Raw genomic sequence first — 16,999 nt, 5'->3', positions numbered from 1 at the left:
ATATTATTTTTTTATCAAATCATTTTCCTTGTGAAGGTGGACTGTTTATATTTGATTAATCCGTTCACTTTAAAGCTACTAACATGCGCATCTCTGTTCCAAAGGAAATCAAAAACAATGAAAACCGAGTGGCTCTTACTCCTGCAGGAGCCCAGGAGTTTACAAAAAATGGTCATGAGGTATTTGTTCAAAAAGCCGCAGGGTTGGGTAGCGGCTTTCCTGATGAAGCTTATCAAAAATCAGGTGCAACCATGGTTTCTTCTATTGAAGAAGCTTACAGTAAAGGGGAGATGATCATGAAGGTGAAAGAACCTATTGATTCAGAATTTCCGCTCATAAATGAAAACCACCTGCTTTTTACTTATTTTCATTTTGCCTCCAATAAGCCCCTTACAGAGGCCATGATCAAAAGCAAGGCCATCTGTCTGGCTTATGAAACAGTAGAAAAAGAAGACAAAACCCTTCCTTTATTGATTCCTATGTCAGAAGTTGCTGGTAGAATGTCTGTACAAAAAGGAGCCAACTACCTGGAAAAACCCCTTGGAGGCAGAGGCATACTATTGGGAGGTGTACCGGGAACTCTTCCAGCCAAAGTACTGATTTTAGGCGGGGGAATTGTAGGTACACAGGCAGCATGGATGGCTGCAGGACTGGGAGCAGATGTGATTATTCTTGACGTCTCACTTTCCAGAATGCGACATTTGTCTACCGTAATGCCTAAAAATGTGAAAACAATGATGTCTAATGAGTTTAACATTAGAAACCTTATACAGACCGCTGATTTGATCATTGGAGCAGTATTAATCCCAGGAGCGAAAGCACCACACCTTATCACAAGGGACATGCTAAAAGAAATGCTTCCAGGAACGGTACTTGTGGATGTAGCCGTAGATCAGGGTGGTTGCATCGAAACCTGTAAACCAACTACTCATGAAGACCCTACCTATACCATCGATGGAGTTTTGCATTATTGCGTAGCCAATATGCCCGGTGCAGTCCCTTATACCTCTACCTTAGCCCTAACCAATGCAACTTTACCCTATGCCATGGAACTTGCGCAAAAAGGTTGGAAAAATGCTTGTGACAAATTCCCGGAGCTAAGCTTCGGATTCAACATCATCAAAGGAGATATCGTATATGAGGCGGTAGCAGAAACCTTCAACCTTCCATTTGTACCTGTAAGTTATTACTTAAATCACCATTAGTTAAATGCCTTCATAGTTACTTTCCTGAATTTAAAAACATGATCTTAATCAGTAACCCTACTCTTTATCGTCATGTTTTCTTGAATGAAGTATGAGGAATTTTGCAAGGCAAATCAACCAATAGTGGAAATGACAAATCCTTCCCTCATTCAAAAATACAATGTACCTGCTCCCAGGTACACCTCTTACCCAACTGTACCCCACTGGAACAATGACATTAACCCTTCCACCTGGGCAAATTTATTTACAAAGGCATATAAAGATTTCGGAAATGAAGAAGGTATAAGCCTTTACATTCACCTTCCTTACTGTGAAAGTTTGTGTACCTACTGCGGATGCAACAAAAGAATTACAAAAAATCACAATGTGGAACTTCCCTATATAAGCGCTGTGATGAAAGAGTGGGACATGTACCTAAAACTATTGGATGGGAAGCCAAAACTTGCAGGTATACATTTAGGAGGTGGTACCCCAACCTTCTTTTCCCCCTCAACCCTTTATGTGTTGATAAACCATATTACTCAAAGCTCCATTAAAATGGATGATTTTGAATTTAGTTTTGAAGGACATCCAAACAATACCACCAAGGCACATTTGGAAGCACTTTCCGGGCTGGGATTTGACAGGGTTAGTTATGGCATTCAAGATTTCGACAGCAAAGTTCAGTTGGCCATTAATCGTCATCAACCCTTTGAAAAGGTAAAGTATATTACTGAGGAAAGTCGAAAATTAGGCTATAGCTCTATAAATTTTGATCTTATCTATGGCCTCCCCCATCAAACTCTTGAAACGTTAAAGGACACCTTTGAAAAAACAAAGGAGCTAATGCCTGAGAGAATCGCTTTTTACAGTTATGCGCATTTACCATCGGTGTTCCCCGCACAAAAATCCTTCGAAAAGCACCTCCCAAATGAAACCGATAAAAGAAAGCTTTACGAACAAGGAAAAAAATGGCTTAAAGAAATGGGCTATGAAGAAATAGGTATGGATCATTTTGCGCTCGAAGGAGACCCACTATTAAAAGCAAAATCAAACCGTACCTTGCATAGAAACTTCATGGGATACACCACTTCACCTTCAAAAATTCTACTTGGATTAGGTTGTAGCGCCATTAGTGACGCTCACTATGCTTACAGCCAAAATGAGAAAACAATCGCTGCCTATTTGAAGAAGATAAGAGAATTTGAATTCCCTACAATTAAAGGCCATGTTCAAAAGGAAAGCGATTTAAGTCTCAAGCCCTTTATCATGAGCCTGATTTGCAACCATACAGCTCCTTGGAAACAAGAAAACATGATTCCAGACCCCTTAGTTACTTTCTTGAACGAAGGTCTAATCACATTTAAAAACAATAAACTCAACATTACAGAAGAAGGCAAACCATTTGTTAGAAATATATGCATGGCCCTTGACCCCTATATGCAACAATCAGAAAAATCGGCACCTGTCTTTAGTAAAGCCATTTGATTGTTTATCTTCGCGCTAAACTTTCCGAATATGAAAATCAGCGCCATTTGCACCGATATTGATGGGACCCTTTTAGATAAAACCAGGCAACTTTCCACTAGAACCCTTAAAGCCTTTGCTGCTTTACCATCAGATTTCCCAATCATCCTGGCCTCTTCCAGAATGCCTGGGGCTATGGCCCATTTACTGGAAGAGTTTGGCAGAGTGGCCAATCCGCTTATATGTTACAATGGAGGCTTTGTAATCCGTTCAAAAAATGAAGATTATCAACAAGTTAGTTCTACTTATATAGATGCAAATACCTGTCGTGAGATTTTTGCTTTCGCAAGTGAGACATCAGTGCATATTAGCCTATATTCTGGTGACAGTTGGTTTGCTCCCAGTAAAGACAAATGGACTGTAAAAGAAGAGATGGTCACAAAAGTGAAGGCAACGATTGACAATCACCATTCTGTACTTGGAAACTGGGAAGAAAACAGCAGAGGTGCACATAAGGTGATGTGTATGGGAACCGCTGAAGAAATTCAATGGCTTTATGATCAACTGATTGAAAACTTCTCCTCTTCCTTACACCTTTACAGATCCAAAGACACCTATATTGAAATCGCGCCCAAGTCAATATCTAAAGCTTCAGGTCTACGACAAATATTGGCTGAGGCTGCCATCCCCATGGCGGAAGTTCTCGCTTTTGGAGACAATTACAATGACATCTCTCTAATAGAAGAGGTGGGCTATGGTGTAGCTGTTGCCAATGCCCGGGATGAAGTAAAAAAGGTAGCCAAGGAAATTACCGAATCAAATACTGCAGATGGGGTTGCCATTACCATAGAGAAACTTTTGCTTTAAAGCAAAATATCATCTTCATCAGAAATTGATACTGCCTGGTTTAAGAAGGCCTGAAATGGTCGCATTTTTGAAAAAGCCTCTAGCGTAGTTGCCACATAGGCGCCAGAATGTATTTCCTCATCTGGGATCGGATGAGACAATATAAAACTCTTGTACCTTAAGAATTCAATAAACGGATGGTCTTTCTCAAATCCTTTGGGAGAAGTTTTGAGTTTTTCCCCTTGCATTTCTCCAAAGGTATTCTTTATCTCAGGTGACATTAGCAGGTTTCTTAACTCCTTTCCGGAATAATCTATTTCCTGTCGAATTTTCTTTAAAATCGGCGCTTGAGGCATCCATATTCCTCCACCTACAAAAGATCCTCCCGGCTGAACGTGTAAATAGTACCCTGGGCCTTCTGACTTTTTCCCTCCAACGGAGAAATAAGCGGCCATATTGCTTTTGTACGGAGCCTTATTCGCACTGAAGCGTATGTCTCTATTCTGCCTAAAAACACAATCTTTAGGCCTCAAATCTGAAAACCCAGGCTCATCAATACTTAATTGAGCCAATATCTCAGCTACCTTTTCAAGAAAAGCGGCTTTTTCCTGAAGGTACCAGTTACGGTTTTCATCCATCCACTCTTTGGAATTATTGGAAGACAATTCTTTAAGAAAATCTAAGATGTCTTTTTTCGGCATTTGATTAAACAGTAAATTGTAAGAGAAATTCCTTTTGGTAAATTGGGTATACTTTGAACAAAATCAAAAAATTTAAACCCTGAATATGCTTCAATAAGCTAAATTGTCTATTCCTATAGATTTAAAATAAACCTAATCTGCGTCTAAGCTGGAAATGAATTATTTTTCCTAATTAAACCCACCATAATTCACATTTCGGCCTAAAAAAACTACAATATCAATTCTGATTCATAAATTCAACTCATGAAAATCCGCATTCATCTCAATACGATTAGATTAAGGCTTTCCCAAAACGAAGTCAACCAACTTGCTAAGGGCACAGAGATTAAAGAAGTATTGAACTTGCCTGCCCCCTATCCTTCCTTTATTTATTCTGTTAAGCCGATGAATAAAGACAATGACCTAACAATATCTTTTGAGACCCAACATCTAAGTATAAGCCTTTCTGAATCCGAAATAAAAACCTGGGCAAACACGGAGCAAATTGGCATATCGAAAAATCTCCCACTACCGGGAGAAGCCATGCTTAAGGTGTTAATTGAAAAGGATTTCCAATGTCTTCACAAGAGGCCGGGAGAAGATGAAACTGACAATTTCCCCAATCCCCAGGCCTAGTTAAAATTATTTATCGAAGGTGAAAATTACTTTTACCTGATCACTTAAAATCTGCTCATCCAGTTCGATGGTAGGTGGTGTTCGCTGAATATCAGCACTTACACGCATAGATTCAGACCTGTACATTTTTGGTTGATAAGAATTAGTGGCCTCGCCATATATCACCTGATGCACAGCTATATCTCCCAATTCAAGCGAATTGACTATTAATTCGGCTTTGCTTTTAGCATCCCTTATGGCCAACATTAACAATTCTTCTTGGTATTCCTTCTTTTTTTTGTCTGACAATTGAAACTCAAACTGAAAACCCATGTCCACATTGGTATGCAATGCCTCCATGATTTTCGCCAAATCTTCTCCTGTATTGTCTTTCACCAATACTCTTAGGGTTTGGTTAGCAACATAACCACTGTCTTTAGAAGTCCCTTTTGTATATACCCTATTTACATTGACAAAATAATTGTCAGCCTTTAATTCATAATTTTTCACTCCACTTTGCTTGAGTGCTTTGGTCACTGCTGCTGCTTTTTTATTGAGATCCTCAGTCGCATCGGCTGTTTTCATCGCTTTGCTGGTAAGTGAAACTCGAATCAATGCTTCATCAGGCAAAACCTTGATTTCACTTTTACCATCTACAATGATTTTCGAGGTTTCCTGTCCAAAAGAAACCATTTGGACACCAATAATCAAAACTAATATTGCAAATATTCTTTTCATAACCCTGCCTTCTGTTCTAAACAATTTATCTAATCTATTCAGTCATCACTAAACAAATCACAGGCCAAAAATTCGAATACGAATTAAATGGGGACAAACATCCAATTGTAAATTGGTGCTGAAACAGAAAATCAAGTGAAATTCAGCTTTAAGATAGGCCCGGTTTTTATACATGATGATTATCCCAACTTTGAAATCAAAATAAATACAATTCCGAGCAACATTAGGCATTACACCTTCACATGGGTAACCTTCAGTTACAATTGATTGCTTATTTCAGGAGTCAACCTCTTAACTTATCCAAAAGTAGATTTAGCTGCTCTACCTCTTTTTCATCAAGGTGTATGGTGTCCACATTAAATTTCCTGACCTCTATGTCAAGTAATTCTAAAAGCTCAAGTCCCTTTTCTGTGATCACTATATCCACTTGCCTTCTATCCTTAGGACATTCCGTCCTTTTCACCATCTTTTTTTGCTTGAGTTTTTCCACCAGCCTAGAGGCATTGCTCATTTTATTAAGCATTCTCTCTTGGATAGAAGACACCGTGATAGGTTTAGGAAACTGACCTCGTAAAATTCTTAGTACATTGTATTGCTCAGGAGATAAATCATGAGGCTTAAAAATCTTACTTTGATGAGTAACCAAGTAACTTTGCGTAAATAGTAAATTTACAACTGCCTTGGTATAGTTGTCCTTGAATGGATTTTGTCTTATTTCCTCTTCAATTTTCATTTATTCTACTGGTATCTAATGTAGATACATTGAATTTATCCAAAAGGTTCATTTCTCATTAATCAACCACTTAAAATTGACCTTTAGCTCCTCAATATATCCATCGTCTTGGCCTTAAGTATGTTTAAACTATTAATCCAACCTAAAAACACGGTAAGTCCTGTAATCAGTGTAAACACCAAAAACAAAGGTTGCCAAGGTAAACTGAATGCAATTTCAAACACGAAATAACTTAGCAGAAAAGAAGCAAGTACCGAAAGCACTAATCCCCCTCCTGCTGCCAGACTACCAAGGAATAGGTATTCCAAAATATTAATCTTAATCAATACTTTTCTTTCAGCACCAATTGTTCTCAACAAAATATTCTCCCTAACTCTCTGAAATTTACTTATAAGCAAGGAACTAATCAAAACCAAAACACCTGTCAAAATGCTAAAAAAGGCCATAAATTGAATAACAAAGCCAATCTTCCCAAGTAGATCCTCCAGAGTTTCGACAATCATGCTTAGATTAACTACAGATACATTTGGAAACTGCCGCACCATGATATTTTGGATTTCAGCAGAAGTATTATCGTCCTTAGTTTTAGTGATTAACACATGAAATTTCGGGGCATTGTCTAAGACTTTGTCCGGGAATAATACAAGGAAGTTAGTGGAAACTCTTCTAAAGTTTACTTTTCTAATACTTCCTACATAAGTAGTCAAGGGTCTACCCTGTACATTGAAAACTATTTCATCTCCGATTTTCACATGATTCCGCTCGGCATAGCCTTCTTCCATAGACACAAAAATACTGTCTGAATCCGAACGGTAGGGTATAAGACTCCCTTCTAACAATTCTTCTGTATTGATAAGGCTGTCCCTATAGGTCACGCGGAATTCTCTGTTGTAAAAAGAGCCGGATCTCCGTTCTTCATCACTAAGCTCTTCATTGTCTTTCTTAGTAAGGCCATTCACCTCCGAAACCCCCATAGTGATGATGGGTACATGTTGTAGAACCGGAAGACCTTCAGCCTCAAGAACTGCTTTCATGCTGTCCACCTGACTGGTTTGAATATCAAAAAAAAGCATGTTTGGTTGATCTTCTTTATCAGCAAATCGAACCTCATCCAAAAGTTGGTCTTGAATAAAAAACAATGTTCCAATCATTGCTGTTCCCAAACCTATCGTTGCCAATAAAGAAACTGTCTGATTATTGGGCCGGTATAAATTTGACAAAGCTTGTCTAACAGGGTAGTTCAAAGATATTGGAAGGAATGTACGGATGGCTTTCATTACCCCCATGGCCAACAGCCACAAAGCACCAAAGGCCAATACTACGAATCCTGTAAACCAAAAGGTTTGGTCCCATTTTCCCAATAAGAAAAAACTGAAAAGCAGGATAAATAAAATGATACCCAACAAAACAAAAATCCTCACAGAATCTTTCCCAAAGCCTCCCGATTGATCGTCAGGCCTTAAAGTCATCATTGGAGACACTTTTCGGATTTTGAGTAAAGGTATTAATGCAAAGAGGATGGAAATCATTACTCCGGTTACAATCCCCATACTTATGGATCCCCAAGCCAATTGAACGGAGACTTCTACAGGAAGAAAATCGCTAAATACCAAAGGCAATAAAAACTGCAACAGCGCACCTGCCATTGCCCCAATTATTGAGCCTAATAAGCCCATAAAGAATATCTGCACCAAGTACACCACTATGATGTCTAGGGCTTTCACACCCAAGCACCTCAATACGGCAACCGAAGGAAGCTTTTCCTTGACAAAAACATTTACAGCACTGCCCACTCCTACACAGCCCAATAAAACGGCAATGAAAGCGACCAATGTTAGAAAGTTTGAGAGATTTTCAAAAGACCTACCTGTAGACTCCTTTTGAGTTTGAACAGTGTCAAAATTCACTCTATCCTCTTCCCATACTTCCTTGTTCTCGTCTATTAAAGCCTGCAAGTCGAAGTTTTCAGGAAATAAAAAATAATGATTATAATTCACCCGGCTTCCATATTGGACCAAGCCTGAGGCTTCAAGCTGGTCCATAGGAATATACACTGCCGGAGCCACAGTAGCCGTAATCCCAGTTTGTCCAGGGACTTTTTGTAAAGCCCCCACGATTTCAAGGGTTACATTCCCCACTTTTATACTATCTCCCACTACGGCACCAAACTGTGCCATCAAGGTTTTTTCTACCAAAGCCCTGCTTCCACCTAACCTGAAGGTTCGCTCCCCTTCTTGAGGCAAAGTCTCAAGGCTTCCATAATATGGAAATGCACCTTCCAAAGCCCTAACCTGAGTCAGTCTGCTATTGCCCGCTTTAGGGAAATACACCATGGAAGCAAAGTTTATTTCCAAAGCATGTTCATTGGCCAATTTCTCAACCTCGGGAAATTCTATGGTCTGGTTTTTCTTTAGCAGCAGGTCTGCTCCCAATAGTTCTTTGGCCTGATTGTCAATATCCTTACTTAAATTTTCCCCAAAAGAAGTAACAGCTACCAAAGCAGCTATACCAGTAACAATAGCTGAAATAAACAAAACTAGTTTTACGCCTGTTTTTCTAAATTCTCTTTTGGCCATTTTAAATGACCAGCCCCAATCAACCATTGATAGCCTCCTGTATTTTACCGCCTTTAATATGTAATGAATGGTGGGTCCGGGCTGCAAGTTCCAAGTCGTGAGTAACCAAAATCAAGGTCGTCCCTTGTTCTTCATTCAGATTAAAAATAAGGTTTTCTACCATTTCACCTGTTTCTGTATCCAAATTACCCGTTGGTTCATCTGCAAATAATATTTTTGGTTCATTGGCAAAAGCCCTGGCTATAGAGACCCTTTGCTGTTCACCTCCAGACAATTGGTTTGGGTAATGCGTGAGCCGATCTCCTAAGCCTACTTTTTCCAAAAGCTCTTTGGCTTTTTCTTTGGCATCCTTGCGCTTTTTCAACTCCAGTGGAACCATTACATTTTCCAAGGCCGTTAATGTTTGCAAAAGTTGAAAATTTTGAAAAATAAAACCTACCAACTGATTTCTGATCCCAGCCCTTTGGTCTTCATTCATGTTTTCCAGTGGTTTCCCATCCATCCTTACGCTTCCAGAACTGGCTACGTCCAGTCCTGCGCAAAGGCCCAACAGAGTGGTTTTACCACTTCCAGAAGGCCCCACAATAGATAGGGTTTTACCCTGTTCGACCTCAAAATTAACCTTATCCAAAACAGTAAGTTCCCTGTTTCCACTTCGGTAGGTTTTGGTCAGATTTTCAACGCTTAGTATGTTCATATCTTTCAAAGAAAAAAACTTATCCCTTTTGAACAAAAACAATAGTGGATTAAGTTTAGTATTTTTGATAATTGACTGTAAAAATATTTCAAATGTTAAGAATAATAAAAACAGCATTCACTGCCGTTCTGTTGCTAGCAGTAAGTTCAACTTTAACTGTTTCATGTAATCAAAAACAGGAAACAGAGAAAAAGGTTACATTAACAACCGTTAAAACTGCAGAAAAGAGCAAAAAAAAGAACATTCTATTTTATGGTAACAGCCTTACAGCTGGCTATGGTTTGGATGAAGAAGCCTCTTTCCCCTCCCTAATTCAAGACAAAATAGACAGCCTTGACTTAAACTATAGGGTCATCAATGGAGGTTTAAGTGGAGAAACCACCGCTAGTGGCCTCAGTAGGCTGGATTGGTTCCTTGAAGACCAACCTGAAGTTTTCATCTTGGAATTAGGTGGAAATGATGGATTAAGAGGTATTCCCTTGGAAGAGACAAGAAAAAACCTAAATGCCATAATTGCTGCGGTCTCAAAGAAATTCCCTAGTACCAAGATCCTGCTGGCAGGGATGCAAATCCCCCCAAATATGGGATTGGAATATGCTGAAGAATTTAGAGAGATGTATGCTGAGATTGCTGAAAATCAAAACATAGGAATCATCCCTTTTCTTTTGGAAGGTGTTGCGGGAAATCCGGATTTAAACTTACCCGACGGCATCCACCCCACAAGCGAAGGACAACAAATTGTAGCACAAACTGTTTGGAAACATTTAAGACCGTTGCTATAACAAATAGCCTGTTTTAAGCATTTATGGTAATGTACTTTCAAAATGTTTCTTTTTATTATCAGAAAATTATCTTAATTTTTCCGAGAAATTAATAAAAAACAAAGGATGAGTATTCAAATACAGACTGCTGGAGATGCTTATGATGTGATCATCGTAGGATCTGGAGCAGGCGGTGGAATGGCCTCCAAAATTTTGGCAGAGGCCGGATTAAAGGTGGCAGTAGTAGAAGCTGGAGCTGATTTTGACCCCGCTTTAGAGGAACATAGAACCCAATTGAGGCCACCTTGGGAGTCTCCAAGAAGAGGTGCCGGTACGGTTCGCCCATTTGGAGATTTTGATGCAGCTATTGGTGGTTGGGAGATTGAAGGAGAACCTTACACTCGTGGTGAAGGAAGTGAATTTGACTGGTTTAGATCCAGAATGCTTGGAGGAAGAACCAACCACTGGGGAAGAATCTCTTTAAGATTTGGTCCCTTGGATTTTAAGAGAAAAGATTTCGATGGACTTGGTGAAAACTGGCCTATCAGCTATGATGACATTGCCCCTTATTACGACAAAGTCGATCGATTAATCGGTGTATTTGGTTCCAAAGAAGGGATCAACAATGAACCGGACGGGAATTTCCTCCCTCCGCCAAAGCCACGTTTGCATGAGCTATTCATTAAAAAAGGTGCAGATAAAGTCAATATCCCTGTAATACCTTCCAGACTTTCTATCCTTACGCGACCAATAAACAATGACCGAGGAACCTGTTTCTTCTGTAGTCAATGTAATAGAGCCTGTCAGGTTTATGCCGATTTTTCCGCAGGTACCTGTCTGGTAAAACCAGCAATGAAAAAAGGCCAAGTGGATCTTTTCACCATGGCTATGGTAAGAAAGGTGATGACCAATGATAAGGGTGAAGCCACTGGAGTCACTTATATCAGTAAGCTTGACATGAAAGAATACAAGTTGTCAGCAAGAGTGGTTGTACTTGGTGCTTCTGCTTGTGAATCAGCTCGTATCATGTTGAACTCAAAATCCTCAAGCCATCCTGATGGACTTGGTAATAGCTCTGGGCATGTAGGCCATTACTTACATGACTCTACTGGAGCAGATAGAATGGGTATCTTACCTGACATGATGGATCGAGAAAGATACAACGAGGACGGTGTAGGTGGAATGCATGTTTACACACCATGGTGGTTGAATGAAAAAAATCTGGATTTTGCCAGAGGTTATCATATAGAATATTGGGGCGGCATGGGAATGCCTGCTTACGGATTTGGCGGAGGCATGGACACCATGAGACAATACGTTAAAGACGAGTTTGGAAAACCTGGAGTCAATGGTGGATATGGTGAAGGCCTGAAAAAAGACATTCGAAGATTTTACGGTAGTACTGTAGGTATGTCAGGAAGAGGGGAAAGTATTCCACGATATGAAAATTATTGTGAAATAGATGAGCAGGTAGTGGACAAATACGGTATTCCTGTACTAAAATTTCATTATAAATGGAGCGATCAGGAACTGAATCAGGCCAAACACATGCATGAAACTTTCGAGGAAATATTGACCAGCATGGGCGCTGTGATCCTTGGCGAAAAGCCCGGTGCTGACAGACAGTATGGTCTACACAAACCTGGAAGAATTATTCATGAAGTGGGAACGACCCGTATGGGAAATGACCCTAAAACATCGGTATTGAACAAATTTTCTCAGGCACATGACTGCAAAAACTTATTTGTAGTAGACGGTGGAGCCTTTGTTTCCCAAGCAGATAAAAACCCTACTTGGACAATTCTAGCCAACTCCTGGAGAACTTCCGAATACATTATTGATCAAATGAACAAGAAAAATATCTAAAGCAATGAACAGAAGAGAAAACCTAAAACTTTTATTTACCGGCTCCTTGGCTTCAGGTATACTGTTTACAGGATGTGGACCAGAAAAGGCTGAAACCGTAGAAATACCTCACAATCCTAAAATTGGTGAGTTTGGTAGCTATGGCCGTACACCTGAAGAGATTATTCATAACGAAAGTTTGAAATCTACCACTTTCTTCACAGAAGATGAGCGGAAAAAATTAGATATTCTTGTGGATATGATCATTCCAGCGGATGACACCTCTGGAAGCGCTACTGATGCCGGTGTACCTGATTTTATTGAATTCATGGTAAAAGACATCCCTAGATACCAAACGCCCTTAAGAGGAGGCCTTTTGTGGCTAGATTACAAATCAGACGAGATGTTCAGCAAAAAATTTCTAGAAATTTCTGAAGATCAGCGTACTCAAGTTATCGATCTAATCGCCTATCCTGATACAGCTAAGCCTGAAAATAAAGGTGGTGTAAAATTCTTCAATGACCTTAGAAACCTAACTGCTACAGGCTTTTTCACCAGTGAAGAAGGCTTTAAAGACCTGGGATATGTAGGTAACCGACCAAATGCTTGGGATGGTGTTCCTGAAGAAGTATTGGCCAAACACGGCTTGGAAAATGACCCAAAATACAAAGACGTATACCTTGACATAAGCACAAGAGGAACCATCGCCCAATGGGATGACAATGGCAACCTAATCGGATAAGCGCATTCGAAAACTTATTTATACCAACAGGGGAGCGTCTTAAAGGGTGCTCCCCTGTTTGCTTTACACCTAACCAATAACGCCCTAACTATGAAGCCAAAAATTTTTATATTAGCATTGACCTGTAGCTTTATGCTATCTACAACAATGGCACAAAACCTACCCATTTTTAATGGAGTAGACTTATCCGGCTGGCATGTAGATGTACCCGAACTAGACACCAATGCCAATGCAGGTCCTTCCTTTATTGTCGAGGATGGAATGCTAATAAGTATGGGTAATCCGCTAGGTCATCTTATTACTGATGATGAATATGAAAATTATAGGATTACCACAGAGTACCGCTTTCCTGGAGAAACTGGAAATTGCGGCATCTTAATTCATGCCTCTACTCCTAGGTCCCTATATAAAATGTTTCCCAAATCTATAGAAGTCCAAATGTACCATGAAAACGCTGGTGATTTTTGGTGTATAGTGGAAAACATCGAAGTGGACAATATGGTTGAAAGGAGAGGTCCAAAAGAAGAATGGGGAGTAACAGAAGGAAAGAAAAGGAGAATATTAAACCTTACGGATGGCTCTGAAAACCCACCCGGATTATGGAACAGAATGGTAATAGAATGCCTAGGTGATAAAGTGAAAGTGTGGGTAAATGGAGACCTGGTAAATGAAGGTTACAATGCGACTGCAAGTAAAGGGCAAATAGCTGTACAGGCAGAAGGCGCTAAAGTAGAATTCAGAAAACTAGAACTTGAACCTATTACAGAATTCACCAAATAAATACACCATCATCTCCAAACTTTTTACTAAATATTGAAAGGTTTGGAGGTGTCTATTTGCTTTTTAGGGCTTCTTGTTGATTTATTAATTGCTTGATAACCAGTATAATAAATAACAAAAATATAACACAAAAACCCCGAATTTGGCTGTTTAAAGCTTTTTTCGGGGTTTTCTTTTTTGTATTTTAAGGTTGCAGAATAAAATACTATGAAAGATACAGCGCAACTACAGATTTTCAAAGACTTCGACGGATATTCTCCAAAATATCATTTTTTTAAGAATTCCTTGTTTGGCCAGATAAAAGATTCCATCCCCTGGGATGAGCTCGCAGGATGTCTTCCGGCAGAGAATACAGGTCCGGGCGCTCCCAGGTGGTTTGATGCCAAGGGAATGTTTGGCATGATGTTCCTCAAGGCCTACCTCAATGTCAGCGACAGACAGCTCATCGAAAGGTTCAATACAGATTACAGTTTGCAGATGTTCTGCGGCAAACTTCTGGCCGAGGACAAACAGATCAGGGATTATACCCTTATGACAGGGATAAGGGCCTATATTGAAGATCACTGTGAATGGGAACAGGTTCAGTCAGTACTGCTCAACCACTGGAAAAAGGATGTGAACAATTCCCATGTACTTCTCATGGATGCCACCTGCTACGAGAGCTATATTCGCTTTCCTACCGATGTGAAACTTTTGTGGGAGAGCTGTGAATGGGTGTTTGAAAAGCAGCTTTTCAGGTTGTGCAAGATCCTGAAGACCAAAAGGCCGCGTTCTAAATACCGGGAACAGAAGATTAAGCAGCTTGTCTATTTCAGGAAAAGGAGGAATACCCATAAAGAGACGCTCCGCAGAAGGAAATCGCTGGTCTACCTGTTGGAAAAAGGAATCGAGCAACTTCAGCAAATAATGGATATGTTCAGGGGAGAATGTATGAGGCCGGAAGATTTTGCCTGTTTGAGAACCATCAAGAAAATTCTGGTACAGCAGACATTTTTGTTGACCCACAAACCATCTGAGCTCAAAGACAGGATCGTTTCCCTTCACAAACCCTATGTCAGGCCTATAGTAAGGGGAAAAGAAAACAAACCCGTGGAGTTCGGAATGAAGGTACACATGCTGCAGGTCGACGGGCTCTCTTTTATAGACAAGATGAGTTTCAGAAACTTCAATGAATGTAAAAGGCTGAAAATCTCCGTGGTGAAACACAAAACAGTTTTCAAGGGAACAACACAGCTTGGCGCAGACCGAATATATGCCACCAACGAAAACAGAAGATACTGTACCAGAAACAGCATATTCACCTGCTTCCCCAAAAAGGGTCCTAAAAACCACTCCAAAGCTGAAAAAATACTCAGCAGCGAAATATCAAAGCAAAGGGCAACGGTAACGGAAGGTATTTTCGGAACCCACAAAGATCATTACGGGCTTAGAAAAATTAAAGTCCGGGGAGAAAAACGGGAGAAGCTGATGGTGCTTTTTGCAACCATGGCGGCCAACGCGGTAAAAATCGCAAAGAAAAGAAACCGGGAGGAGCCTGCACCCAGAGAGAAGGCAGCCTAAAGAGAAAAACGATCAAAAAATCTTTATCGTGGGATACCTATGCCCAATGGATAAAAGGTCAAAGAAAACCTACCCAATGTTCTACCAAATTGCACTTTACCGTAGTCGAATTGTACTACTGATCAGGAGATAAACACACAAAATAACAACGAAGGGATTAGTTTATGATTGCGTGGTCAAATTTTATCGAATTTTCCAACAAGCCCTTTTTAACAGGCGATGAAAGATCCTAATTTCTTTAAAAAATTACCCCCAAATAAAGGAAGTCAACTTGAAAATTAGGACATAGTAATGTAATAGTGAAGCAGAAATTGGCCACCAAAAGTTTGATTTTGATGCCATTTCAGTAGACCATTATTTATGGTTTAAAATCATCCGTAGAAATCAGAAAGCCTTGCCAAGCCTTTTCTGTTCAGGAGAATAATTTTTTTTCCTTGTAAATCGATAAGCTTATCTTTTTTGAACTCGGAAAGCAATCTAATTACGGTTTCAGTAGCCGTTCCCACAAGTCCAGCTATTTCTTCCCTTGTAAGCGCGATATCAAGCCTCTGTCTGTCTCCACCATCAACTCCATAGCTGTCTCCCAATTGCAATAAAGTCAGCGCTAAACGCTCTCTAATCGATTTCTGGGTTGCGTCTGTCAATTGACTTTCCATAAGTCCCATTTCATGACAAAGTGCTTGGGTAAGTCGTTGATGAAAATTATTATCTTCCTTCATTACTTTCAAAAACACCTCCTTGGGTACAAAGCAAATCCCCGCGTCTTCCACAATGGTGGCAGTGGTAGAATAGGATTCCTCTCCTATCAATGAAGAATAACCTACTAAATGACCTTTTTGGGCAAGTCGTATGATTTGATCTTTACCATTTGAAGCTGTCTTAAAAATTTTAACTACACCACTGTTCACACAAAACACCCCCAGTGGTTTAGTGTTTTCGTAATAAAGGATTTGACCTTTTTTATGCGATATGAAGTTTTTACCCTCAGAAACATTGCATAAATGCTCCTCTCCAAGTCCTGCAAATAAGGAAAGCTTCCTGCTCATGCACAATTCGCAAGGCGTACTCTTTACTTTATTCATCATATTGTGGCCACAATTTTAAGTAAGTAACTAGACAAATTTAGTAAATTACATGACTCTCGTCACATTTATCATCATATTTCAATGACTTAAAAAATCTTGGTAATTATTCAAACATAGGGAAATGAGCAATTTGTGAATACTTACCTGTTTTTAAATCTTTTTGCAAACAAAAATGCTGACGCCCATTGCTTATACATAAATAAGGGGCGTTGAACTTATTGTTATACAAACAAACTTGCTCTATGGTTTTTTGGTTCAGTTTTACATCAGGCGCCTTGCATTCAATCAAAAAGAAAGATGCCCCCGTCCTGTCCAATACCAATATGTCAAAGCGCTTTTGAAGGGCATTGTATTTCAATCCCTTTTCCAATGAAATCAAACTTCCCGGATAATTCAAATGCTTGACAAGGTAATGCGTGATGTGCTGCCTTACCCATTCTTCAGGTGTTAAAAGCAGTTTCTTTTTCCTTATTGGGTCAAAAACGTAATATTTACCTTGATCCCCCTGTTCTATATCCATGGGGTAAGATGGTAAATTCAGCTCAATCGCAGCCAAATGTTGTACCAAATCCTTCATTGGGTAAATTTCCGACAAATATTCATACGGCAAAATCTTATTACAAAATTTAGTTCCGAATAGAAAACATAGTTAAGCCCCTAAGGTATTTAGCCCAACACCTGAATTGACCA

At 39.7% G+C, this 16,999-nt stretch carries 16 protein-coding genes; 9 read left to right on the top strand and 7 right to left on the bottom strand.

What is annotated here, in order from left to right:
- Nucleotides 1–83 precede the first annotated feature (83 nt).
- The 3 genes from ald (at nucleotide 84) to CA2015_RS12300 (ending at nucleotide 3,518) form a co-directional block, all read left to right on the top strand.
- Nucleotides 84–1,205, top strand: a complete 1,122-nt coding sequence (ald, locus tag CA2015_RS12310) for an alanine dehydrogenase (RefSeq protein ID WP_048642187.1) — start codon at nucleotides 84–86, stop codon at nucleotides 1,203–1,205.
- A gap of 129 nt (nucleotides 1,206–1,334) precedes the next feature.
- Nucleotides 1,335–2,672, top strand: a complete 1,338-nt coding sequence (gene hemN / locus CA2015_RS12305; protein WP_048644502.1) for an oxygen-independent coproporphyrinogen III oxidase — start codon at nucleotides 1,335–1,337, stop codon at nucleotides 2,670–2,672.
- Between the two features lie 30 nt (nucleotides 2,673–2,702).
- Nucleotides 2,703–3,518, top strand: a complete 816-nt coding sequence (locus CA2015_RS12300; RefSeq protein WP_048642186.1) for a Cof-type HAD-IIB family hydrolase — start codon at nucleotides 2,703–2,705, stop codon at nucleotides 3,516–3,518.
- Here the strand turns inward: CA2015_RS12300 and CA2015_RS12295 are convergent.
- Nucleotides 3,515–4,198 carry a DUF2461 domain-containing protein gene (locus CA2015_RS12295; protein ID WP_048642185.1) on the bottom strand — a complete coding sequence of 228 codons (684 nt, stop codon included), beginning with the start codon at nucleotides 4,196–4,198 and terminating at the stop codon, nucleotides 3,515–3,517. The two genes, CA2015_RS12300 and CA2015_RS12295, sit on opposite strands and share 4 nt — an antisense overlap.
- A 243-nt stretch (nucleotides 4,199–4,441) precedes the next feature.
- Here CA2015_RS12295 and CA2015_RS12290 point away from each other — a divergent pair, with 243 nt between their 5' ends.
- A complete protein-coding gene (locus CA2015_RS12290; RefSeq protein ID WP_048642184.1) occupies nucleotides 4,442–4,813 on the top strand; it encodes a DUF7009 family protein in 372 nt (123 codons plus the stop codon).
- 6 nt (nucleotides 4,814–4,819) lie between these two features.
- On the opposite strand, the gene CA2015_RS12285 is transcribed toward CA2015_RS12290, so the two are convergent.
- From CA2015_RS12285 to CA2015_RS12270, 4 genes are all read right to left on the bottom strand, one after another.
- Nucleotides 4,820–5,530, bottom strand: coding sequence for an SIMPL domain-containing protein (locus tag CA2015_RS12285; RefSeq protein WP_048644501.1), 711 nt, complete (start codon nucleotides 5,528–5,530; stop codon nucleotides 4,820–4,822).
- A gap of 283 nt (nucleotides 5,531–5,813) precedes the next feature.
- On the bottom strand, nucleotides 5,814–6,263 hold the full coding sequence (locus CA2015_RS12280) for a MarR family winged helix-turn-helix transcriptional regulator (protein ID WP_048642183.1): 450 nt from the start codon (nucleotides 6,261–6,263) through the stop codon (nucleotides 5,814–5,816).
- Nucleotides 6,264–6,346: 83 nt separating this feature from the next.
- Nucleotides 6,347–8,866, bottom strand: coding sequence for an ABC transporter permease (locus CA2015_RS12275; protein WP_048642182.1), 2,520 nt, complete (start codon nucleotides 8,864–8,866; stop codon nucleotides 6,347–6,349).
- Nucleotides 8,859–9,536 carry an ABC transporter ATP-binding protein gene (locus CA2015_RS12270; protein WP_048644500.1) on the bottom strand — a complete coding sequence of 226 codons (678 nt, stop codon included), beginning with the start codon at nucleotides 9,534–9,536 and terminating at the stop codon, nucleotides 8,859–8,861. The genes CA2015_RS12275 and CA2015_RS12270 overlap by 8 nt, the downstream gene beginning before the upstream one ends.
- 92 nt (nucleotides 9,537–9,628) lie before the next feature.
- Between CA2015_RS12270 and CA2015_RS12265 the strand changes: the two genes are divergently transcribed.
- The 5 genes from CA2015_RS12265 (at nucleotide 9,629) to CA2015_RS12245 (ending at nucleotide 15,224) form a co-directional block, all read left to right on the top strand.
- Nucleotides 9,629–10,318: an arylesterase gene (locus CA2015_RS12265; RefSeq protein WP_048642181.1), complete on the top strand. Its 690-nt coding sequence runs from the start codon at nucleotides 9,629–9,631 to the stop codon at nucleotides 10,316–10,318.
- A 105-nt stretch (nucleotides 10,319–10,423) separates the two neighbouring features.
- On the top strand, nucleotides 10,424–12,163 hold the full coding sequence (locus CA2015_RS12260; protein WP_048642180.1) for a GMC oxidoreductase: 1,740 nt from the start codon (nucleotides 10,424–10,426) through the stop codon (nucleotides 12,161–12,163).
- Nucleotides 12,164–12,167: 4 nt separating this feature from the next.
- A complete protein-coding gene (locus tag CA2015_RS12255; RefSeq protein ID WP_048642179.1) occupies nucleotides 12,168–12,884 on the top strand; it encodes a gluconate 2-dehydrogenase subunit 3 family protein in 717 nt (238 codons plus the stop codon).
- 90 nt (nucleotides 12,885–12,974) lie between these two features.
- A complete protein-coding gene (locus tag CA2015_RS12250) occupies nucleotides 12,975–13,664 on the top strand; it encodes a 3-keto-disaccharide hydrolase (protein ID WP_048642178.1) in 690 nt (229 codons plus the stop codon).
- A gap of 207 nt (nucleotides 13,665–13,871) precedes the next feature.
- A complete protein-coding gene (locus CA2015_RS12245) occupies nucleotides 13,872–15,224 on the top strand; it encodes a transposase (protein WP_048642177.1) in 1,353 nt (450 codons plus the stop codon).
- Between the two features lie 371 nt (nucleotides 15,225–15,595).
- Here the strand turns inward: CA2015_RS12245 and CA2015_RS12240 are convergent, their stop codons facing one another.
- Together CA2015_RS12240 and CA2015_RS12235 are read right to left on the bottom strand one after the other, a co-directional pair.
- Entirely contained in the window at nucleotides 15,596–16,309 is a 714-nt protein-coding gene (locus CA2015_RS12240; protein WP_048642176.1) for a Crp/Fnr family transcriptional regulator, read from the bottom strand.
- 103 nt (nucleotides 16,310–16,412) lie between these two features.
- Nucleotides 16,413–16,886 (bottom strand): type I restriction enzyme HsdR N-terminal domain-containing protein, encoded by a 474-nt coding sequence (locus tag CA2015_RS12235; RefSeq protein WP_048642175.1) that lies wholly within the window; start codon nucleotides 16,884–16,886, stop codon nucleotides 16,413–16,415.
- Nucleotides 16,887–16,999 lie beyond the last annotated feature (113 nt).

This window comes from Cyclobacterium amurskyense (assembly GCF_001050135.1).
GTDB lineage: Bacteria > Bacteroidota > Bacteroidia > Cytophagales > Cyclobacteriaceae > Cyclobacterium > Cyclobacterium amurskyense.
The sequence above is the reverse complement of the archived record's forward strand: the minus strand, read 5'-3'. Positions and strand labels throughout refer to the sequence as shown.

Coding starts and splice junctions, on each gene's coding strand:
- ald (WP_048642187.1), top strand. CDS start 84: ATGCGCATCTCTGTTCCAAAGGAAATCAAAAACAATGAAAACCGAGTG.
- hemN (WP_048644502.1), top strand. CDS start 1,335: ATGACAAATCCTTCCCTCATTCAAAAATACAATGTACCTGCTCCCAGG.
- CA2015_RS12300 (WP_048642186.1), top strand. CDS start 2,703: ATGAAAATCAGCGCCATTTGCACCGATATTGATGGGACCCTTTTAGAT.
- CA2015_RS12295 (WP_048642185.1), bottom strand. CDS start 4,198: ATGCCGAAAAAAGACATCTTAGATTTTCTTAAAGAATTGTCTTCCAAT.
- CA2015_RS12290 (WP_048642184.1), top strand. CDS start 4,442: ATGAAAATCCGCATTCATCTCAATACGATTAGATTAAGGCTTTCCCAA.
- CA2015_RS12285 (WP_048644501.1), bottom strand. CDS start 5,530: ATGAAAAGAATATTTGCAATATTAGTTTTGATTATTGGTGTCCAAATG.
- CA2015_RS12280 (WP_048642183.1), bottom strand. CDS start 6,263: ATGAAAATTGAAGAGGAAATAAGACAAAATCCATTCAAGGACAACTAT.
- CA2015_RS12275 (WP_048642182.1), bottom strand. CDS start 8,866: ATGGTTGATTGGGGCTGGTCATTTAAAATGGCCAAAAGAGAATTTAGA.
- CA2015_RS12270 (WP_048644500.1), bottom strand. CDS start 9,536: ATGAACATACTAAGCGTTGAAAATCTGACCAAAACCTACCGAAGTGGA.
- CA2015_RS12265 (WP_048642181.1), top strand. CDS start 9,629: ATGTTAAGAATAATAAAAACAGCATTCACTGCCGTTCTGTTGCTAGCA.
- CA2015_RS12260 (WP_048642180.1), top strand. CDS start 10,424: ATGAGTATTCAAATACAGACTGCTGGAGATGCTTATGATGTGATCATC.
- CA2015_RS12255 (WP_048642179.1), top strand. CDS start 12,168: ATGAACAGAAGAGAAAACCTAAAACTTTTATTTACCGGCTCCTTGGCT.
- CA2015_RS12250 (WP_048642178.1), top strand. CDS start 12,975: ATGAAGCCAAAAATTTTTATATTAGCATTGACCTGTAGCTTTATGCTA.
- CA2015_RS12245 (WP_048642177.1), top strand. CDS start 13,872: ATGAAAGATACAGCGCAACTACAGATTTTCAAAGACTTCGACGGATAT.
- CA2015_RS12240 (WP_048642176.1), bottom strand. CDS start 16,309: ATGATGAATAAAGTAAAGAGTACGCCTTGCGAATTGTGCATGAGCAGG.
- CA2015_RS12235 (WP_048642175.1), bottom strand. CDS start 16,886: ATGAAGGATTTGGTACAACATTTGGCTGCGATTGAGCTGAATTTACCA.